17 protein-coding genes are annotated in these 20,825 nt (G+C 45.6%); 14 read left to right on the forward strand and 3 right to left on the reverse strand.

The features are described 5' to 3' along the window. Positions 1-16 precede the first annotated feature (16 nt). Positions 17-727, forward strand: a complete 711-nt coding sequence (sdaAB, locus tag ACN6MV_RS02285; RefSeq protein WP_042123705.1) for an L-serine ammonia-lyase, iron-sulfur-dependent subunit beta — start codon at positions 17-19, stop codon at positions 725-727. Beyond that, complete coding sequence (gene sdaAA, locus ACN6MV_RS02290; protein WP_042123707.1) at positions 724-1,602, forward strand: L-serine ammonia-lyase, iron-sulfur-dependent, subunit alpha; 879 nt, start codon at positions 724-726, stop codon at positions 1,600-1,602. The genes sdaAB and sdaAA overlap by 4 nt, the downstream gene beginning before the upstream one ends. Before the next feature lie 32 nt (positions 1,603-1,634). Here the strand turns inward: sdaAA and ACN6MV_RS02295 are convergent, their stop codons facing one another. Further along, positions 1,635-1,937, reverse strand: a complete 303-nt coding sequence (locus ACN6MV_RS02295; protein ID WP_042123708.1) for a hypothetical protein — start codon at positions 1,935-1,937, stop codon at positions 1,635-1,637. A gap of 61 nt (positions 1,938-1,998) precedes the next feature. Between ACN6MV_RS02295 and ACN6MV_RS02300 the strand changes: the two genes are divergently transcribed. Next, positions 1,999-2,196 carry a YwbE family protein gene (locus ACN6MV_RS02300; protein WP_042123710.1) on the forward strand — a complete coding sequence of 66 codons (198 nt, stop codon included), beginning with the start codon at positions 1,999-2,001 and terminating at the stop codon, positions 2,194-2,196. 102 nt (positions 2,197-2,298) lie between these two features. Here the strand turns inward: ACN6MV_RS02300 and ACN6MV_RS02305 are convergent, their stop codons facing one another. Beyond that, entirely contained in the window at positions 2,299-3,024 is a 726-nt protein-coding gene (locus tag ACN6MV_RS02305; protein WP_042123712.1) for an HNH endonuclease, read from the reverse strand. Positions 3,025-3,391: 367 nt separating this feature from the next. On the opposite strand from ACN6MV_RS02305, the gene ACN6MV_RS02310 reads away from it, so the two are divergent. The 11 genes from ACN6MV_RS02310 (at position 3,392) to ACN6MV_RS02360 (ending at position 18,969) form a co-directional block, all read left to right on the forward strand. Beyond that, on the forward strand, positions 3,392-3,874 hold the full coding sequence (locus ACN6MV_RS02310; protein WP_076116620.1) for a hypothetical protein: 483 nt from the start codon (positions 3,392-3,394) through the stop codon (positions 3,872-3,874). Positions 3,875-3,926: 52 nt separating this feature from the next. Then, positions 3,927-4,940 carry a LacI family DNA-binding transcriptional regulator gene (locus ACN6MV_RS02315; RefSeq protein WP_042123716.1) on the forward strand — a complete coding sequence of 338 codons (1,014 nt, stop codon included), beginning with the start codon at positions 3,927-3,929 and terminating at the stop codon, positions 4,938-4,940. A gap of 323 nt (positions 4,941-5,263) precedes the next feature. Continuing rightward, entirely contained in the window at positions 5,264-6,601 is a 1,338-nt protein-coding gene (locus tag ACN6MV_RS02320) for a glycoside hydrolase family 30 protein (protein ID WP_419885609.1), read from the forward strand. Between the two features lie 28 nt (positions 6,602-6,629). Continuing rightward, the gene (locus ACN6MV_RS02325) at positions 6,630-9,857 is read left to right on the forward strand and encodes a cellobiose phosphorylase (protein WP_419885610.1); all 3,228 of its coding nucleotides are present in this window, start codon (positions 6,630-6,632) and stop codon (positions 9,855-9,857) included. 218 nt (positions 9,858-10,075) lie between these two features. Then, positions 10,076-11,065 carry an ABC transporter permease gene (locus ACN6MV_RS02330; protein ID WP_081389681.1) on the forward strand — a complete coding sequence of 330 codons (990 nt, stop codon included), beginning with the start codon at positions 10,076-10,078 and terminating at the stop codon, positions 11,063-11,065. Positions 11,066-11,083: 18 nt separating this feature from the next. Beyond that, the gene (locus tag ACN6MV_RS02335; RefSeq protein ID WP_042123720.1) at positions 11,084-11,974 is read left to right on the forward strand and encodes a carbohydrate ABC transporter permease; all 891 of its coding nucleotides are present in this window, start codon (positions 11,084-11,086) and stop codon (positions 11,972-11,974) included. Positions 11,975-12,065: 91 nt separating this feature from the next. Next, positions 12,066-13,742 (forward strand): extracellular solute-binding protein, encoded by a 1,677-nt coding sequence (locus ACN6MV_RS02340; RefSeq protein WP_076116625.1) that lies wholly within the window; start codon positions 12,066-12,068, stop codon positions 13,740-13,742. 125 nt (positions 13,743-13,867) lie between these two features. After that, positions 13,868-15,781 carry a cache domain-containing sensor histidine kinase gene (locus ACN6MV_RS02345; protein WP_419885611.1) on the forward strand — a complete coding sequence of 638 codons (1,914 nt, stop codon included), beginning with the start codon at positions 13,868-13,870 and terminating at the stop codon, positions 15,779-15,781. Further along, positions 15,778-17,340, forward strand: a complete 1,563-nt coding sequence (locus ACN6MV_RS02350; RefSeq protein ID WP_419885612.1) for a response regulator — start codon at positions 15,778-15,780, stop codon at positions 17,338-17,340. The genes ACN6MV_RS02345 and ACN6MV_RS02350 overlap by 4 nt, the downstream gene beginning before the upstream one ends. Before the next feature lie 148 nt (positions 17,341-17,488). Then, on the forward strand, positions 17,489-18,292 hold the full coding sequence (locus tag ACN6MV_RS02355; RefSeq protein ID WP_419885613.1) for an aminoglycoside N(3)-acetyltransferase: 804 nt from the start codon (positions 17,489-17,491) through the stop codon (positions 18,290-18,292). 38 nt (positions 18,293-18,330) lie between these two features. After that, a complete protein-coding gene (locus ACN6MV_RS02360; RefSeq protein WP_419885614.1) occupies positions 18,331-18,969 on the forward strand; it encodes a histidine phosphatase family protein in 639 nt (212 codons plus the stop codon). A gap of 71 nt (positions 18,970-19,040) precedes the next feature. Here ACN6MV_RS02360 and serS read toward each other — a convergent pair whose 3' ends face one another. Beyond that, the gene (gene serS, locus ACN6MV_RS02365) at positions 19,041-20,339 is read right to left on the reverse strand and encodes a serine--tRNA ligase (protein ID WP_419885615.1); all 1,299 of its coding nucleotides are present in this window, start codon (positions 20,337-20,339) and stop codon (positions 19,041-19,043) included. Positions 20,340-20,825 lie beyond the last annotated feature (486 nt).

Here is a 20,825-nt window from a genome sequence, read left to right on the forward strand (position 1 = left end):
AGGCAGGAGGTCTTTTATGCGTTTTAAGGATGTATTTTCAATTATTGGTCCGGCAATGGTCGGTCCCTCAAGCTCACATACCGCTGGAGCGGCACGGATCGGGAGGGCTGCAAGGCAGGTGTTAGGAGAAGTACCGCGTGTAGCCGAGGTAACATTTTTCGGTTCTTTTGCAGCAACTTATCAGGGACATGGTACAGATCGAGCGATTGTTGGAGGGTTACTTGATTTCACTACCGACGATCATAGGCTTCCAGATTCCCTAGAACTGGCGGTTGAAGCAGGGATGGAAGTTTCTTTTAAACAGGGAACAGGCCTGTTTCCACATCCCAACACAGTTAAGCTGAACCTTATCGGACAAGAAACAGGAAGCAAACTGACACTAATAGGGACATCTATTGGTGGCGGGAACATCGAGATTGTCGATATCGACGGTTTTGGGGTGAAGCTTACAGGGATCTATCCAACGGTTCTGATTAATCATATGGATTATTTAGGTGTTCTGGCGAGTGTTACGGAAGTGATGCGTAACGGACAGTTTAATATAGGGCATATGTCTCTGGACCGAAAAAATCGCAGTGGGGCAGCCTTAACGGTCCTGGAGCTGGATGAAGCAGCTACACCGGAGCTTATTGAAGCGCTTAAAGCGCTCACTGCTGTGAAATCGGTGAAGTTGGTTAATCTAAACGAAGGTAAGCAAGAAGAGAAGGGGAAGGAAAGTTTAACATGAATTTTCAAACACTTAGTGAGCTGGCTGTATTGTGTGAGGAACGGGGTCTCACCATTGGAGCGCTAATGCTCGAAGAGCAAAGCGCGGAATCTGGACGTTCCAGTGAACATGAATTCTCCACGATGCGTGAATATTATGGTGTGATGAAAGAGGCTGTTCATCGCGGGATGCATGAAGATACAACTTCACGCAGCGGTCTTACAGGCATGGATGCCCAGCGTGTAGGCGCATATAATGCAGCTGATGAGCCGTGCCTAGGCGGACCCGCAGGTCAAGCTATGGCTTACGCGCTGGCTGTATCTGAAGTGAATGCCTCTATGGGGCGGATCATTGCAACCCCTACTGCTGGTTCATGCGGGATTATTCCGGGTGTATTTCTCAGCTGTCAGGAGCGGTTTGGCTGGGATGATGATTATATGGTATCCGGATTGTTCGCGGCCGGGGCTATCGGTTATGTCATTGCCAATAATTCGTTTGTATCGGGCGCGGAAGGTGGCTGTCAAGCTGAGGTTGGTTCTGCTATTGGGATGGCGGCAGGCGCTTTAACCGAGCTACGCGGCGGAACGCCTGCACAAGCAGTGCATGCTGTCGGGCTAGCACTTAAGAATACCTTAGGTCTGATTTGTGATCCGGTTGGTGGACTTGTAGAGATTCCTTGTATTGTTAGAAACGGATTCGGTGCAGTTACCGCACTTGCCGCCGCAGATATGGCATTAGCGGGTGTTCGTAGTGTGATCCCATCTGATGAAGTCATCAAGGTCATGCTTGAGGTGGGCTCAGCAATGCCAGAGAAACATCGTGAAACTGCGGGAGGCGGTTTAGCACAGACACCTACCGGTCGTAAAATCATGCAGGATTTACGCAAAAAGAAGTAATCTATAAACCTTGAATCACAATTCTTCGTAGATTAGAGCATTTTGAAACGTTCCAGCTGATCCCATTGCCCTTCTTGCCGAAGGATTTCTGCCTGTCTAGGTCCAATGAGGTCAAAGTGGGGAAACGATGAACGATTATGAATATATTGGGCAGGCAATCCATTCTTCTCGCACCAATGTTTCAGTGTGGTAAGATTACTGCAGCCCACCTTGGTCACAGTAGTGATGTCAGGAAAGCGCGGATCCAGCCAATAATGAGTCAAGAAGGCGATCTCTCCTGCGGAGACCGCTTTTTTCCACCGGGATAATTCTTCTCTGTTGATGCCGAAGGCCATAACAGCTCCTCCTTATCTATTGTAGTTGACAACATTATAACCCATGAAAGGGGATTACATCATGAACGGACAAGTACGAGCGGATATTCGACCTGGGCTTGAAGTGGATATTGTGCTTAAGCAGGATCAGCCTACAGGCAAGCTGACACGCGGTACGGTAAAAGATATTCTCACGAACTCGCCTCGGCATCCGCATGGCATTAAGGTCAGATTAACAAGCGGACAGGTAGGACGAGTTAAGAATATTACAGGGAACTAAATAGCCTATACTTCTCCATATTAATAAGCGGCCCTAATCTCAAGGCATCTGTTCACGGGAACAGAACAGCCTTCAGAGATTAGGGCTTTTTGATTTAAGAGGTTATATTCGGCCCATAAAATCCTCAACAGATTTATCGGCTTTGGTCTGATTACACAACGTGCAAGCGCAGACGCAATTATCCGGGGTTGTATGGCCGCCTTTAGCGCGAGGTAGTAAATGATCAATAGTATCCCCATAAGCGCCGCAGAAGTAACAGGTATAGCTATCTCTAGCTAGGATATAAGCGCGAAAATCCTTATTGCTATACAACCGCCTTATGGTTCGACGATTCACAACGATAGCGGCATGTTCCCTGACTAGCGTAACCGCAAGGGCTAGATCGATTTCCTGATGCCAGCGCCGTCCCTTATCACTATGGCCACGCATTAAGATCATCCCTTTAGCAGTGGGAATCAATTGGGTCGGATCTTCAGGATTTATCTTCGCACCTTGAGAAGGTGTATGTTTTCTTCGCTGCTCCAAACCACGTACGCGGCGGTTCGGATTGCATTGTCCTGAAGAAGCAGCGGCGGAAGATGATTTCCCCTCTTTGGAACGTTCCAATAGAGCCTGCTGATGGGTTTGGACCATATCAGGTTTTACCAGTAAGGGGTTTGCTGTGAGCTTTATATTTAGTGCTTCCCGTTGTTTACGACATTCACGGCAGGCACCACGGCGTGACTGCCCCTTGGAACGTTTGCCTGTACGTCTGCGAAACTCAGAGAGCGGCTTTTGTTTGTGGCAATAAGCACACTGTTTGGTAGATAGAAGGTCGGTATCATTCATAGGTATGTTAGGTGCAGCGCGTGTGTACGCATGTCCTGTCTCCTTGTTTTATAAGTTTCACACCATACTTTATGTCTTGAATTTCTCGCTTAAACACTTAGCGTCCTTATAAGGACGTCGGAGGCGTTCATGCTTAGGATTCGATGGCTTCTATTTATGAGATCGGTCAGGTGCAATATATTAGCTTCTAAACTTAGTATAACTTAAAGCGCTGTTGTTCACATCGTACGTAAAAAAATCAAAAACTCAGCGAAGTTTGTGATATGCATCTCGGCGAAATACAGGGAAAACTTGTAAAATATAAAAAGGGCAGATTCGTTTTCTAGATAGGGTTGCTCTAATTCTTATTTGGAAATGGGGAAGTGAAATGGAATTAACGAATGGAAGGCCGGGTACAGTAACATGGCTTTATATTCTTCTTATTTTTTTGGGGGTTGGAGCGTTAGGAGGGGGCGGTGCTCTTGTAATAGATCCAAGCGGGGATCTAATCAAAATGCCGACTTCTATGCTGGAAAGATCGCCATTCTCAGATTTTTTATTCCCGGGTATTCTGCTATTTATCGTATTTGGTTTACTGCCCCTCCTCGTTGTTTATGGTCTGATCAAGAGACCTCAGTGGCACTTGGTGGAATTATTAAATCCTTTTAAGAAATTATATAGCTTCTGGGCTATGTCTCTGTATATCGGGTTTGGGCAAATTATTTGGATAACGGTGCAGACGTACATGCTGAATAGTGTTGCAATTATACATTTGATCTATATGAGTCTAGGGCTGTTGATTCAGGCGGTTACACTACTCCCCTCTGTACAAAGTTACTTTTCGCTGGACGGCGGTACGGAAAGACGTTAAAATTGCAGTGAACATAAGGCATTTCATTTGTCAGGGCAAGGAGCGAGCCGATTTGACAACGATATACGATATTGCTAAAAGAACCGGTTACTCTCCAACAACGGTTTCTAAGGCGTTTAATAATTATTCCGATGTACGGGAGAAAACTCGTCAGGAAATATTCCGGGTTGCCCAAGAAATGGGATATTTGCCAAATTCACATGCCCGTACATTGACCACTAAGAAATCGTGGACCATCGGCGTGCTATTCGTAGAGAATACGGGATTTGGTATTCGCCATCCCTTTTTCAGCGCTGTGATCGAGAGTTTTAAGAAGGTTGCCGTGGAAAAGGGTTATGCCCTCATGTTTATCTCCAAAGATGTCGGCGGTAAGCAAAGTGGGTATTTAGAGAATTGCAGGATTCGTGGCGTAGACGGCGTTGTTGTCTTCTTGTCCGATTATGAGGATCCGTATTTCCGTGAACTGCTTGAGAGTGATATTCCTACGGTTATCGTGGATTTTGATACCTCTGAGACACATACGGTATGCTCAGACAATACAGTCGGGGCACAGCTGGCGGTGGAGTATCTAGCTTCATTGGGGCATCGCAAGATTGCTCATATCTCTGGAGGCATGAACACATTTCCAGGAAAAATGCGGGAGCTGGGATATATGTCCGCTATGAAGCAGCGAGGGTTTAAAGTACCCAAGACCTATGTTGTAAACGGAGCCTTTTATTCTCGAGAAAGCGGCTATAACGCGATGTTGGAGCTTCTTAAGCTTCCTGAACGTCCAACCGCGGTCTTTGCTTCAGGCGACTTATTAGCCTTAGGAGCTATTATGGCTGCTAAAGATAGTGGACTTTCCGTACCGATGGATATTTCAGTTATGGGTTATGATGACATCGATCTTGCCGAGTATGTCACTCCTGCACTGACAACGGTGCGTCAGGATACAGAACTTCTTGGGAGCCGTGCGGCTGACATTCTTTTAGCTTCAATTGAAGGCAAAGTGTTAGATAAGGAAGCAATTTTAGTTCCGGTAGAAGTGGTTGAACGGGAGTCTTGTTCACCTCCGATTAGCTGAATTTAGCTAGTATTAAAATCAGGATAAATCTTGACGAACTGAAAAGAGTCCTGCTAAAGTAAAGGACATCATAGCTTTTATTTTCCTAGTTAGTGGTATTTGATACATCTAATTTCGAGGGATGGAGCTATAATCGAATCATTGAAATAAAAATGCTCTTTCAATTGCTTTCGAAAGATCATTTTTTTTCGAAACAATCGAAACCGGTTTCGATTGTTTCGGTGGCTCATTGCTCCGAATCTATAACATCGGAAAATGATCCAGTAAAGGGCGTCGAAGACGTTTATGCTTGGTAAGAAAACAATTCAGAGGAGATGGATGAAATGGCAAAAGTTCAAACTGTGGTAACTGCAAAAGATACAGGGGAACGCTTAACTCCAAAAGATGCAATTGTTTTTAGCGCAAGAGTAGGATCTGGGTCTGCCGATGTGGAGCTTAAGCCAGAGCAGGAGTTTCAAAAGATGATTGGATTTGGCGGCGCTTTCACTGAAGCTGCAGCCTATACGTTATCACGCCTGAGCCCGGAGAAACGGGCAGAGGTTATTCATCGGTACTTCCACCCTGTAGAGGGATTAGGCTATAACATGGGGCGTGTTCATATTCATAGCTGTGATTTTGCCCTCGGAAATTATACGTATGTTGCTGATCATGATACAGAGCTAGCTACTTTTGATATCTCTCGTGATCATAAGTGGGTACTTCCGCTGATAAAAGACGCCATGGAAGTAAGAGGCGGCGCATTCACGATGCTGGCTTCTCCTTGGAGCCCTCCGGCATGGATGAAAACAAATGGTGAAATGAATAACGGTGGATCATTGAAGCCGGAATACGCAGAGGTTTGGGCACGCTGCTATACGAAGTTCATTGAAGCTTACGGAAAAGAGGGAGTGCCAATTTGGGCGGTTTCCGTGCAGAATGAGCCGGCTGCCGTTCAAGTCTGGGATTCATGTATTTATAGTGCGGAAGAGGAACGGGATTTTGTTAAAAATTATCTTGGACCGGTGATGCATCAGACAGGCCATTCAGATGTGAACATCGTAATTTGGGATCATAACCGCGATATTATGGTCGAACGTGCTTCGGCAGTACTATCTGATCCTGACGCAGCAAAGTATGTGTGGGGGACCGGTATTCACTGGTACGGAGGCGAGGAGTTCGACAAGGTCGAAAAGGTACATGATTTATTTCCTGACAAGCATCTGTTGTTCACAGAAGGCTGCCAAGAGGGCGGCGTTAAGCTGGGGGAATGGTTTACTGGTGAACGTTACGGCAGAAACATGATTGGAGATCTAAATGCGTGGACAGAAGGATACCTGGATTGGAACCTGGTACTGGATGAGACGGGAGGTCCCAACCATGTAGGCAATCTCTGCGATGCACCGATCATTGCAGATACGACAACAGATGAAGTGCACTATAACAGCTCTTATTATTACATTGGGCATTTCAGTAAATTCATTGCGCCAGGTGCAGTACGGATCGGATTTACGTCTGAAGCAGAAGGCATCTTAACCACAGCATTCCGTAATCCTGACGGAAGCATTGCTGTTGTACTGATGAATGAAAGCGAAGAAGTACACAATGTAACGTTAGGTCTAGGCGAAGAGATTGCGAGCTGCGAGCTAGCGCCGCATTCCATCGTAACGCATTTGATTTCATAAATAATCTACAACCTAGGAGGTCATAAGTGTGAGCAACTATTATTTCGAATCAGGTACATTTGTAATGGAGCAATTTGACGAGGGAAAGCCTTTTTCCAGTTTCCTGCCGGGTCTTGCCGGACTGAAGGGAATTCCGATGTGGACTTTTTATGTGAACCGCGGTCAGGCCATTTGCAGCTTCGGGGTACGCGATAAGAACTCGCCGATCATGGAATTCTCACCCGCAAATATCTCTTATAAGAACGTGGGGACGACCGGGTTCAGAACCTTTATCAAGATTAAAGGGGAGCAAGAGATTTATGAGCCGTTTCAATCGGCACGTCCAGATCCTGCTGCCAAGCGGATCATGACGATTTTGCCTAATGGGCTTACCATTGAAGAAAGCCATGCCGGGCATGGTCTGAAGACGACTGTACACTATTTCAATCTGCCGAATGACGATTATGCGGCATTGGTACGTCGGGTAGAGATTGAGAACATCGGTGGCAAAGAGATCGAGTTAGAACTGATGGATGGTCTGCCAGAAATCCTGCCTTACGGTGTGGAGAATAGTGGATACAAGGAAATAGGTAATCTGCTGCGCAGCTGGATGGATGTATACAACTTAGAGAATGGCATTCCGTTCTATAAGCTGCGTTCCAGCACTAATGATAGTGCGCAGGTTAGTGAAATCACCAATGGACATTTCTATCTGTCCTTTACGGGAGAAGGAGAAAAAGTCTCGCCAATTGTCGATTTTGAGCTAGTCTTTGGTGGCAACACCTCGCTAACGTACCCAGACCGCTTTGCGGGATTAACCCTTGCCGAACTGGGCGAGCTTCCGCAATACCCGGTTAACAAGGTTCCGTGCGGTTTTAGCGGAGTGGCAAGACGTTTAGCACCAGGTAGCAATCTGATCCTGAATACACTGGTTGGACATGTAAATGACATCGACAAAATCAATAAGAAGGCAGAGCAGTTATGCCGCGATGAATATATCATGTCTAAATCTCAAGAGGCCGCAGGACTAACGGAAGAATTAACGGAAGACATTGCCACTCACACTTCATCGGCTGTGTTTGATGCGTATTGCCGTCAATCCTATCTCGATAACTTCCTGCGCGGAGGCTATCCTTTTGTCTTCGACAATGGTGGGGATGGCTTTGTCGTTCACTTATACTCGCGTAAGCATGGTGACTTGGAGCGTGACTACAACTTCTTCTCTCTCGCCCCAGAATATTATTCACAGGGGAACGGAAACTTCCGTGATATGAATCAGAATCGGCGGAACGATGTGTTTTTTAATCCGAAGGTGGGTAGCTTCAACATCAAAATGTTCTATAGCTTGATACAAGCGGACGGTTACAACCCGCTGAGCGTACAAGGAACAACCTTTGAAGTGAAACCGGACAGTAAGACGCAAGCTGTGAAGTGGATCGAGGAGGCTGCGGCAGATCATCAAGCTGAGCTTGTAAAGCTGTGCAGCACTCGGTTCACACCAGGTAGTTTAGTGAACTATATTGCAGATCATAACGTTACCCTGAAGGTAAGCGAACAACAATTTCTGTCGGGGCTACTAGCCTTGTCGCAACAAAACATTGAGGCTGCTTTTGGTGAAGGCTTCTGGTCGGATCACTGGACATATAATATGGATCTGGTAGTTGGTTATTTGGATATCTTCCCTGACAAAAAGCAGGAGCTTCTGTTTGGGGATAACACCTATGCGTTCTATGACAGCCCGGCGTATGTGCTGCCACGAAGTGAGAAATATGTAATCAGTGATGGAAAGGCTCGGCAATATGGTGCACTTCTTGAGGATGAGGAGAAGCTGCACAAGCTGAAATGGAAAGCTGGAGATACCCATTGGCTGCGTACCGAAGGTGGACACGGTGCCATTTACCACACCAATCTGTTCGTGAAGATGCTGTCTCTTGCCTTGAATAAATTCGCTACACTTGACCCTTACGGTATGGGGGTAGAGATGGAAGGCAATAAGCCGGGCTGGAACGATGCTATGAATGGACTGCCGGGATTGTTCGGCTCCGGAATGAGTGAGACTTTTGAGCTGAAACGTACCGTAGTCTTTTTGCTAGAGGCTCTGAAAGGCAAAGAGAACGTCCAAGGCGCTGTAGACTTGCCAGAAGAAATTGCACAGCTGCTTGAAGAGGTACATCGTGCGGTAACGGCTGTCCTAGCAGGAGATTTGGAACAATTCAATTATTGGGACATTGTAGCTTCAGCGCGTGAGGCTTATAGAGCACGTATTCGTTTCGGTATTACTGGGGCTGAGTCTGCAGTAGCCTTAGAATACATTCGTGAAGCCCTCTCCAAATTCTTAGTAAAAATCGACGAGGGGATCAACAAGGCGGTAGAACTCGGTAACGGACTTACCCCAACCTATTTCCGCTTTGAGGCGAAGAAATTCCAGCAGGTAACAGATGCTGAAGGTCAACCGGTACTTAGCGGATACGGTCTGCCAAAAGCTGTAGTGGAGGAGTTTGAGGTATATGCTTTGCCATACTTCCTTGAGGGACCTACTCGCTGGTTGAAGACGTTGAAAGATCCGGTGCAAGTCAAAGAAATCTACAATTTGATTAAGCAAACGGAGCTGTATGATCCGACTACGTCTATGTACCAAACCTCGGTTAGCCTAGAGGGAGAGTCTCATGAGATCGGGCGAATGAGAGCCTTCACACCAGGCTGGCTAGAGCGGGAGTCTAACTTCCTGCATATGTCCTACAAGTATTTGCTTGAGCTGCTGAAGGGCGGTCTATATGAGGAATTCTACGGCGAGCTGAAGACGTCGCTGGTGCCGTTCCTTGATCCTGCGGTTTATGGACGCAGTACACTGGAGAACTCATCTTTTATCGCAACTGGAGGGAATCCTGATCCCAATAACCACGGTAGAGGGTTCGTAGCAAGACTAAGTGGATCGACCGCTGAATTCCTCAGTATGTGGAGAACGATGATGGCCGGAAGCCATATTTTCAGAGTAGAAGATGGACAGCTTACGTTATCTTTGGGTCCGGTTCTACCGGGCTGGCTATTTGATGAACAAGGCAATCTTTCTTTCACATTCCTTGGTGGTACGGAAGTAACGTATTCGAACCCGCAACGTGAGAATACGTTTGGTGAGAAGAAGGCTGTTATTCAGAGCATGACGCTCGTCTATCACGATGGTACGGTGGCTGAAATTTCTGGAGCACTCGTTCGTGGTGAAGAGGCAGAGGCTCTGCGGCGTGGTGAGATCAAGCAAATTCGAGCAATAATGGCATAGAAAATGAGGGAGGGCCTAGGCCCTCCCTCATTTTTTTCTCCAAATATAAGAAAGTCTTTGAAGGACGCCGAAGGTGTTTTAGCTTGAACCCGAAAAATGGAACCTATAACCCGAAATTCAAAGCCTTACGGAGACAGGCAAAAGCAAATACAATAAATACATAGATATTGTAAGCGCTTCAGAAAAAGAAAAAGATATGTAGCCTGGAGGTCCAAAGGATGGAGAACAAAAAAAGCGTGGAAGTAAGTCCAGCGATGAATCCGTTAATTCCTGGCAATTTCGAAACCGGTAAAGTAAATCGTAACTCGCTGTGGAGGAGATTTGTAGCCCAGCGTCATTTACAGACCATGGCCCTACTAGGCGTAGCCTGGATGATCATCTTCAACTACATTCCAATGTATGGAGTTATTATTGCCTTCAAAGAGTTCAATATCGTAAAATCAATTTCCGAAGCTCCATGGGTAGGACTAGCTCATTTCAAAGAATTCCTACAAGATGAAAGCTTGGTTGACGTTATTAGGAATACGTTAGGCATTAGCTTAATCAAGCTCTTCATCGGGTTTCCACTGCCGATTATATTCGCACTATTCTTGAACGAGGTTCGTTCGGTGAGATTCAAAAAGTGGATTCAGACGATTTCGTATTTACCTCACTTTCTCTCATGGGTTGTACTCGGCGGTATTCTAGCGACATGGCTAGCGGATATAGGGATTATCAATAACATCTTGTTAGCGCTAAATATCATTGATCAGCCGATTACCTATTTGGCCGAACCTAGCTACTTCTGGACGATTGTTATTTCCTCTGATATCTGGAAGGAACTTGGATGGTCAGCGATTATATATCTGGCAGCAATCTCTGGTGTATCTCCTGAAATGTATGAGGCGGCTACGATTGATGGTGCTGGAAGATTCCAGAAGATGTGGTTTGTTACGCTGCCGGCGATTAAATCGACGATCAGTATTCTCTTCATTCTTGCAGTCAGTGGTGTACTAAGCTCCAACTTCGATCAGATCTTGGTGCTACGTAACTCGTTGAATGATAGTGCAAGTAATGTAATCGATTATTATGTGTACTACACAGGGATTCTCTCAGGCCGCTTCTCCTATTCGGCTGCGGTTGGACTATTAAAATCGATTATCGCTCTAATCTTGCTGCTGATAGCTAACCAAGTGTCTAAAAAAATCAACGATACATCATTGTTCTAGGATAAGGAGGACCTACACATGTTTGCTCTCAATCGCAAAACGAAGGGCGAGGCCCTATTCGATATCGTCAACAATATCATTATGCTGTGTATTTGCTTCATAACGCTTTATCCGATCTGGTACGTACTCGTCAATGCCTTTAATGAAGGCACGGACGCTATGCGAGGTGGTATATACTGGTGGCCGCGGGTGTTCAGTCTAGGAAACTTCAAGGCAGTGTTCGACAGCCCTGGCATTATGCAGGCGATGTGGATTACCGTTGCCAAAACAGTGATCGGCACAGTCCTGCATGTATTTTTCACAGCGATGGTAGCCTATGCATTTTCTCGTAAAGGCTTGATTGGCGGAAAGTTTTACATGTTAATGGGTACTGTTACGCTCTTCTTCGCGGGAGGGTTGATCCCGAGCTTCTTGCTTATCAAAGACCTTCAGTTACTAGATAATTTCTTAGTGTATATCATTCCTGCGATGTTTAGCTTCTTCGATCTTATTATCTTCATGACCTTCTTCCGAGAGATCCCTGAAGGATTGGAGGAAGCGGCCCGGATTGATGGGGCTAATGATTGGTCCATCTTCCTACGAATTGTGCTTCCAGTGTCTATGCCTGTTATTGCGACCATTGCGCTGTTCCACGGCGTGTTCCAATGGAATGATTATTTTACAGGTATGATCTATATCAATAATACAGAGTTACAGCCGATTCAGACGTATCTGTTCCGCGTTGTAGCACAATCTAGTTCGACTCAAATGATGGTTGCTGCACAAGGTAGCGGTATGACAAGAAGCGTAACGTCACAGTCTATTAAGCTGGCGACGATGGTGGTCACCACACTTCCTATCGTGTTCGTATATCCTTTCTTACAACGCTACTTTGTTAAAGGCATGATGATCGGCTCCATTAAGGGCTGATCCTTAGTAAAGGTAACTCCTCCAGCAGCTCATCTCTATGAGCTCTGGGGTTGAGCTTATAATTAACAATCATAGAAAAGGGGTAAAGAATATGGGTATGAAACGCAAACCGAGAACAGCGATGGCTCTACTTCTGGCAGCGGTTATGGCCTTGTCAGCTGCAGGCTGTTCCAGTGGAAATAACGCTAAAGGAAATTCGGATGGCACTAAAGAAACGAACACGGGGGCGACGGATACACCTGCTGCTACATTGTCTGCTGATGAACCAGGCTGGAAGATTGACACTTCACCGATTACGTTTGATTGGTATCTGAACTTCTCTTGGTTCCCCAACAAATGGGGCGTGGACCCAACTTCCCAATATGTAACTAAGAAAACCGGCGTTGATATTAATTTCATCGTTCCGGCTGGTAACGAGAATGAGAAGCTGAACACACTGATTGCCTCTGGTAAATTGCCAGATTTCATTACATTGGGCTTCTATGAAGATGCGATAAAGAAAATTATCGAAGGTGATCTTGCACTACCACTGAACGAGCTTGCTGATCAATATGATCCTTATTTCTACAAAGTATCCGATAAAGATAAGCTGAATTGGTACACTCAAGAAGATGGTAATGTGTACGGCTACCCGAACTCTTCTTCCTCTCCTGCCGACTATGAGAAATATGGAGAGAACTACGTATCCAACCAAGTATTCGCGGTACGTAAGGATATGTATGAAGCGATTGGCAGTCCTGATATGCGCACACCAGAAGGATTCTTGAATGCGCTTAAGTTAGCGAAAGAGAAATTTCCTGACGTAAATGGACAACCGCTAATCCCGCTTGGTCTGCATGAGTTTGGTGTAAACGGTAATGATTCTCTGGAAGGTTATCTTCAGAACTTCCTGGCGATTCCTAGAGAAAAAGATGGTCAGGTATATGCCCGTGAGACAGATCCTGAATATATCCGCTGGATGAAGACGCTTCGTCAAGCGAATCAGGATGGACTGCTTGCTAAAGATATCTTTATCGATAAACGTCCACAAATGGAAGAGAAGATCGCTCAAGGCCGTTATTTCGCGATGCTCTATCAACGTACAGACTTTGCAGCGCAACTAGGTACGATTTACCAACAAGATCCTAGCAAAACTTATATTGCTATTGATGGTCCTTCGAATACGAACTTGGATCAACCGACCCTTGACGGACCTGCGATCGCAGGCTGGACAGTGACGCTGATCTCCAAAGATGTGAAGGATAAAGCTCGCGCTATCCGCTTCTTAAGCTACTTGAACAGTGAAGAAGGTAATAAAGACTTGTTCCTCGGTGAAAAGGGTGTCAGCTACGAAACGATTGATGGCAAAGACCAATTTAAGCCTGAAGTGTTTGATCTAATGAATAAGGATCGTTCGGCATTTGATAAGCAATACGGATCTTCGTTCACCTACTGGATGATGCAGAACACGAATATCACGGATCAATGGGCACCTAAATCAGTAGAACCTTTTAAACAATTGGAAGATTGGACGAGAGGAAAAGCGACTAGTACTTCAACATTCCAACAGATTGATCCTACAGGTAACTCCCCTGAAGGCATCATTGCTACAAAGCTGAAAGAACTGCGTGGGAAGACGATTCCTAAGCTGCTTATGGCTTCTTCAGATGCTGAGTTCGATAAAATATGGACTGAGTATTTAGCGAAACAAAAGGATATAGGTGTAGATAAATTCCAAGCCTATCAACAGAAAAAGTATGAAGAGAACAAAGTGAAGCTCGCCCAATAAAATATAACCCAGAAGCCCGCTGATTGCGGGTTTTTGGGTTATTTTCAAACAAGAATAAGGTATAGTTGTTAAGTAAGTTAAGTATGTTAAGTATTCACGATATTAGCGAGGTGAACGTTGAAGAAGTGAAGAGGGAGAATTTGCGTGAGCGCAGCAGAGAAATATGGAATTCCTTCTTGTATTGGTGGGGGCGAAGGTCGCTGCAGAGTCGTTTGATTGCTGCCTATGTTTTTATTATTATAGGTCCGTGCTTGTTGGTGTCCGTCTATTTTTATGAGTCTATCAACAATACCTATTTCCGAGATGCTGTTGAGAAAAATGAATATTTGCTGCAAATGGAAAAATTGCATATCCACAATCAAATTGAAGCGATGGAGCGGGCAGCACAGATGGCGTATTCTGACTCGGATGTTAAAGACTTTCTTGCGAATGAGACTGAGCCGATGCTTGAAGATTTGGTTGATTTTAATACAAATGCTTATGTGAATATGACACGTATTCAATTTAATAATCCGAATATTGAGCATTTACGGCTGTATTCGAAAAGTAAAACGATGCATGAAATTTGGCCGATTTTATTTCGTGAAGAGCGAGTCTCTTCCGAGCCCTGGTACCAGAAAGCACAGCAGTTGGAGGGACAGGAGTACTGGTCTTTTCAAAGGAGTGATCCGGATCTGATGCAGAGATACTTGGGTGCACCGACTGAGAGTTTGCCGAAGGTTTCTTTACTACGTGAGATGAGTCGTCCTGCTGGCAACCATATTGGGATGGTTCAAGTAGATATGATGTTGAACCGCTTTACGCCAAAGACATATACCGATGTACGGGATAACCAGACACAAATGTTCCTTGTAGATGGTGAGCTCCAGCTATTTACTCGTCCGGATCAGTCTTTTCTTCAGGATAACGAGGAGATGGCCAGTGTTATTACTGAACGATACAAGAACTTCAGGGCTACTGGTGAATGGGATAGCAGTTATTCAGCCAACGGTAAATCTTATTTACTTATTAACACACCGCTGGAACGCATTGATGCTTATCTGTTAAATGTGGTCTCAACGGAGGGTGTTTTGAAGGATATCTCCCGTACACGCAACTTTATTATTGGAGCTAACATCGGATTTATTATTTTACTCACGTTGATCGCTTATGTGATGAATGCCTTTATTCTAAAAAATCTGCGCAGATTGACCGAAACGATGAAAAGCGTGCGCAGAGGTGAAGCCTATAGTGGAATTACGATTCGGGGTGGGGGAGAAGTCGGTGAGCTTGCCCATCATTTCTCTAAGCTAATGAATACAATTAATACGTTGGTCGCTCAGGCTGTGAGTAAGCAGGCATTGTCCAAAGAGGCTGAGCTGCGTACGCTGCATAATCAAATAGATGCACATTTTTTGTATAACACACTTGAAAATATTAAAATGCTTGCTGAAATTGAAAATCAACGAACGATATCAGACGCACTAACTTCGCTCGGTGGAATGATGCGTTATAATTTCAAATGGTCTGGGGAGTATGTGAAGCTTCGCGATGAAGTCCGCCATATTGAGAATTACATTGAAGTAATGAATATTCGTTTTGAGTACCCGGTTAAGCTTGTACTTCATATTGAACCTCGATATTTGGAGCTGGAGGTGCTGAAAATGTCACTGCAGCCTATTGTAGAGAACAGTGTTAAGCATGCTTGGAACGGTGAGAAAGAGAATTTAGAGGACCCGAACATTCATATTCATATTTCGGAAACGGAAGGTGATATTTCCATAGAGCTTCGTGATAATGGTATCGGTCTTACCCCAGAACGTCTAGTTGCTTTAAACGAGGCGATATATGCTAAGGATGAATGTTGTGACAGCTCTTGTGAACAGAAGAAGGATGTAAACCGAAGAGCAGGTGGCATAGGGCTACGGAATGTACACCAGCGTCTGCAAATCTTTTATGGCGAAGAATACGGGCTTGTAGTACAGAGCGAGGCAGGAAGTTGGACGATGGTACGTCTGACCTTGCCGAAAGTTCTTTTGACGGGAGAAAAACAACCATGAAGAAATTACTGATCGTTGATGATGAGAAAAATATCCGTGTAGGTCTGAAGATCATGATTGAAAGGGAATTTCCGTCCGCATATACGATCATAATGGCGAGCAACGGCGCAGAGGCGCTCGAGGTATTTAAGACAGACGGTGCAGATATTATTATTACGGATATTCGTATGCCGGTGATGGACGGAATTATGCTTTTGGAGCAGTTATCTGTAGAAGTTGGGAGCGAGAAAAGACCAGCAGTGGTAATCCTAAGTGGGTATGATGATTTCGAATATGCTAAATGTGCTATACGTTATCGTGTGAAGGATTATCTACTTAAGCCGATTCGCCGAGATGAGCTGTTCGAAATCTTGAAGCATATCCATAAGGAACTGGAAGAACAGGAGTTCAGTGTCAAGAAAATAGAGCGGGAAACAGAACAGTTTCGTAAAGAGCTACGCTCCAGCCGTTTGCGGGGACTGCTGCAGCAGCAGGAGGTTCAATTGGAGTCCGAGCAGCAAGCGGAGCTAGAGGGGTTGGAGGTTCCTTTTATAGTAGGTGTGCTGAATTACTACTATAATGATGGTACACGGATGAAATCTGCAGAAGTTCAGGGGCTCATCGAACGTTTGATGGGGCCGATTGAGAAGTGTTTTTTGGAAATTATAACGGACTGGGATGGCAGATTAGTCTTGATCGGGACTAGTACTCAGAGCTTTATGGAGCTGTCCCGTCAAGCTGGTGCTAGAGAAATAAACGGTTTATCAATCGGAATCAGCAGTGAGGGAAAAAGTCTCGAAGTACTTCGTTCTTGTTATAAGGAAGCGTGCCGGGCGCTGCAGTATACTTTTTTATATCCGCAAGAAAATCTTTTGGATTATGAGGATGTCAGTCAAGAACGACGTAATTTTCCTTTGCCGAAGGAGGAGCTACGGAAGCTGCTTAATATGCTTGGAACCGAGCGTGAGAAGGAAATAAAGTACCTGCTGTCCGTTATTTTTCAGACTGAGCATTTGAAGGAGCTGGACTTGTCTTATCTTGAGAACGTAGGTCAGAGTATCAATGAGCAGGTGCTGGATGAAGTATTTCGGGTATATGGCGAAGCCTCTGTGGAGGTGCTAAAGCTATATCGTACGGTTGGTAATATGTATAATTATCGTCATTTCCATGATTATTATCGTGCGCTTGAGAATTTGCTCCTGAGTGTGAATGATTACATCTTAGGGGTACGGTCTGCTCATACGGAGCATGCTGATATGGAGGAAGCGCTGAATTATATTGAAACGAACTATGCTCGTCCACTAAATATGGCTATGGTTAGTAACCATGTGTCTTTGAATTATTCTTATTTTAGCGAAGCCTTCAAGGCATATACCGGTGAGAATTTTGTCATTTATTTAAAAAAGGTTCGTATCCGTCATGCAAAAGCACTGCTAGCGAAGGGGTGTAGCAAGCTTGCCGAAGTCTCGGAAAAAGTAGGCTTTGAGAACAGTAAGCAATTTGCCCGTGTATTCAAAGAGTTGGAAGGGATCTCTCCAGGGGATTATAGAGCCAAAATACTGTCTGAAGATTTGTCGTAAATGACAGGACAAGTAGCTATAGTATATATCATTGCTGCGCTTGTAACCGTAGTGAACATTATGGGTGTCGTTAGAAGTGATCCTCCTATATAATGGCTGTGAGAAGCTTTGCTAGAATTAGCAACATGAGAGTTTGGAGGAATGAAGGGTGGAAGAAATTCAAGGGAATTTGATTACAGTTCAGACGCTGGCAGAGGATTTTCGGAGACTGGGTGTTCAGGCGGGGATGACGATTCTACTGCATTCGTCCTTCAAATCGCTAGGCCAATGGGTGGCAGGTGGGCCGGTTGCTGTTATTTTGGCGCTGGAGGAGGTTCTCGGAGAATCAGGCACACTTGTGATGCCGACTCATTCCAGCGATCTGACAGACCCTGCTGGCTGGAGTAACCCGCCGGTACCCGAGTCATGGTGGCAGACTATCCGGGAGCAGATGCCTGCTTATGATCCAGACCTGACTCCGCTGAGAGGGATGGGGATTATTCCAGACTCTTTTCGTAGACAAAAAGGGGTGAAGCGCAGCGATCATCCGATTCATTCATTTGCGGCTTGGGGCAAGCATAGAGATGAGATTGTTTATGGTCACACCCTCGAATACGGTTTGGGGGAAGATTCTCCACTAGCTCGTATTTATGATCTGGGTGGAAGTGTGCTGCTGCTAGGTGTAGGAAATCTAAACAATACTTCATTACATCTTGCTGAATGCCGAGCCTTGTATGAAGGAAAGAAGGAAGTCATTGGCGGGGCACCCATGATGGTGGATGGTCATAGGCAGTGGGTGGAATTCAAGGAGCTAGATTGGAACTCTGACGATTTCGTTGAACTGGCTGAGCAATTCGGACAAGAGACAGGGCTCATTACATATGGTCATATCGCCTCAGCTACAGCTCAACTGATTCCGCAACGTGAAATCGTTGACTTTGCAGTGAACTGGATGGAGCGAAACAGGAAGTAGACTATCTCTGGTTTTGGGAGTAGGAGGAGAAGCGGCGGATGAGTACTACAACGATATATTTAACGCGTCATGGGCAGACGGAATGGAATGTGCAGAATCGTATGCAAGGTCATATGGATTCTGCCCTCACGACACTTGGCGTACAACAGGCGGAATGGTTGAGCCGGGGAATGCAGGCTATAAATCTGGATGTCATTTATGCAAGCTCCAGTCCAAGAGCACTGCTTACAGCTGAGATTATACGTGGAGAGCGGGATGTTCCGCTGAAGATTTCCGATGCATTCAAAGAAATTGGCATGGGCGTATGGGAAGGTAGAGATTCTGCTGAACTGGCGGCTCAGTATTCGGACCAGCATCGTTATTTCTGGAAGGATCCCGACCAGTTTAAAGTGGAGGGCAGCGAGACCTTCGCAGAGGTGCAGACAAGAGCGCTAGAGAAGCTTCAGGAAATTCTCAAGGCTCGTCAGGGTGAGACGATTCTTATCGTAACGCATACGGTGGTGATCAAGCTCTTGATGGCTTATTTCGAGAGCAGAGAGTTGCCTAAGCTGTGGGATCTGCCTTACATATATCCAACCTGCTTATCCAGAATTGATTTTACGGATGGCGTGGCGGAGATCCTGTTGCACGGGGATACAAGTCATTATGAAGAGAATGAGACGGGGATGGAAAGTTAGGATAGATAGTTTTTTTGAAAAAAAAGACGATCTCTTAGTGCCTGCTGCACTTAGAAAATCGTCTTTTTGTGCTATTTATTCATCGCTTGATGTGGAAACTCTAGTTGCTCTAATCCATCCATATATTTGCGCAGCGCCTGAGGGATGTAGATAGAACCATCCTCTTGCTGGTGATTCTCCAGCAGCGGGATTAGAATTCTTGGTGTAGCCACTGCGGTGTTATTTAAGGTATGGCAGTATTGTAAGCGACCGTCTGCATTACGATAACGGATGCCCGAACGGCGAGCTTGGAAATCGAGTAGATTAGAAGCCGAATGGGTCTCACCGTATGCGCCTCTGCTAGGCATCCATGTCTCGATGTCATATTGCTTATGTGTCTTCAGGGACATATCTCCTGTACAGACGGCCATGACCCGATAGGGGAGCTCTAAGAGCTGGAGAATATGCTCAGCATTCGCGAGGATTTCGTGAAGCATATGGTCCGACTCACCTTCATCATTACGGCATAATACGACTTGTTCGATTTTCGAGAACTGATGAACACGGTACAGACCACGAACATCTCGCCCGGCTGATCCAACTTCACGGCGGAAGCAGGTCGACATTCCAGCAAGTCGCATGGGTGTGTCTAGTTCCACAATCTCGTCGCTGTAGAGCGAAACTAGCGACACTTCCGATGTGCCCACCAGCCAGCGGTTATCTCCGCTTAGCTCGTATGTCTGATCCATCCCTCCAGGGAAGAAACCCGTGCGCTCCAGCGCTTCCGGACGGACAATCACGGGAACATCCATCACAGTTAATCCGCGTGCAGTGAGAACATCTAGAGCCAGTCTCTGTACAGCGAGATGTAGCCTTAGGCCTGCTCCTTTAAGTACATAGCTGCGAGGCCCACCGGCTTTGACGCCACGGGGGATATCAATGATATCGTGCAGCTCGCCTAGCTCCACATGATCACGAGGCGTAAAGGCGAATTCCGGCACAGCTCCATTCAGCCGCAGTTCTACGTTATCTTGATCATCGTGACCGATGGGTGTGTCCTGCGACACTGGATTCGGTGCGAGCAGCATGAGCTCTCTACAGCGGCTTTCAGCCTCGTTCAGATCTGCTTCCAGCAGGTTTAGCCGATTATTGAGTTCTCGTACCTGTGCCTTGACGATCTCTCCAGCAGGGCGGTCACCCTTACGTAGTAATTGTTCAACCTCTTTAGTTAGCCCATTACGTTCGGCTCTCATTTGTTCGGTTTCTTGGCGCAGGGCCCGGCGCTTTTCATCCCAATCCAGCAATTCATCGAGTGGGAAGTCGACTCTTTTCCAGGTGGCAGTGTTTCTTACAAGTTCTTGATTATCCTTAATCCAGTTCATTTCCAGCATATCGCTCGCTCCTTTTTGTTTAAAAGATAAGAAAGTATAAGGTTCACACTTCGCTTTATCCTTCTAATTCTCACATAAACACTTACCGTCCTTATAAGGACGCTGAAGGTGTTTATGCTTGAAAAAACGCAAAAAACGCCCTCATCCATGGGACGAGGAGCGTCAGCTCGCGGTGCCACCCAGGTTGATCGAATCTTCTTAACAACAGAAAAGGATTCGACCCTCTTTGGTCTTCGCGGTAACGGGCGAAACCCGGTGAACTTAGGGAGTCAGTATAGGCTCCGGTCGCAGACGCCTCACGGTTGGATGCCGGTCATTGGCCTGATTTTTGGATTTAATATTGTTGCTTAGTATATCGTAAGAGTGGGATGAGCGCAAGCGTTTATAGTTTGACAATAATATCTAATCTGCGATAGGATTAGTATTAATTTAAAGTATTCCTGTCGGGATAAATATTTGCAGTGTAAGCTGCTTAAATGGGATGGA

Origin of the sequence: Paenibacillus sp. B-A-8 (assembly GCF_048572915.1) — a bacterium.
In the GTDB taxonomy this organism is placed as follows: Bacteria; Bacillota; Bacilli; order Paenibacillales; family Paenibacillaceae; genus Paenibacillus_AQ.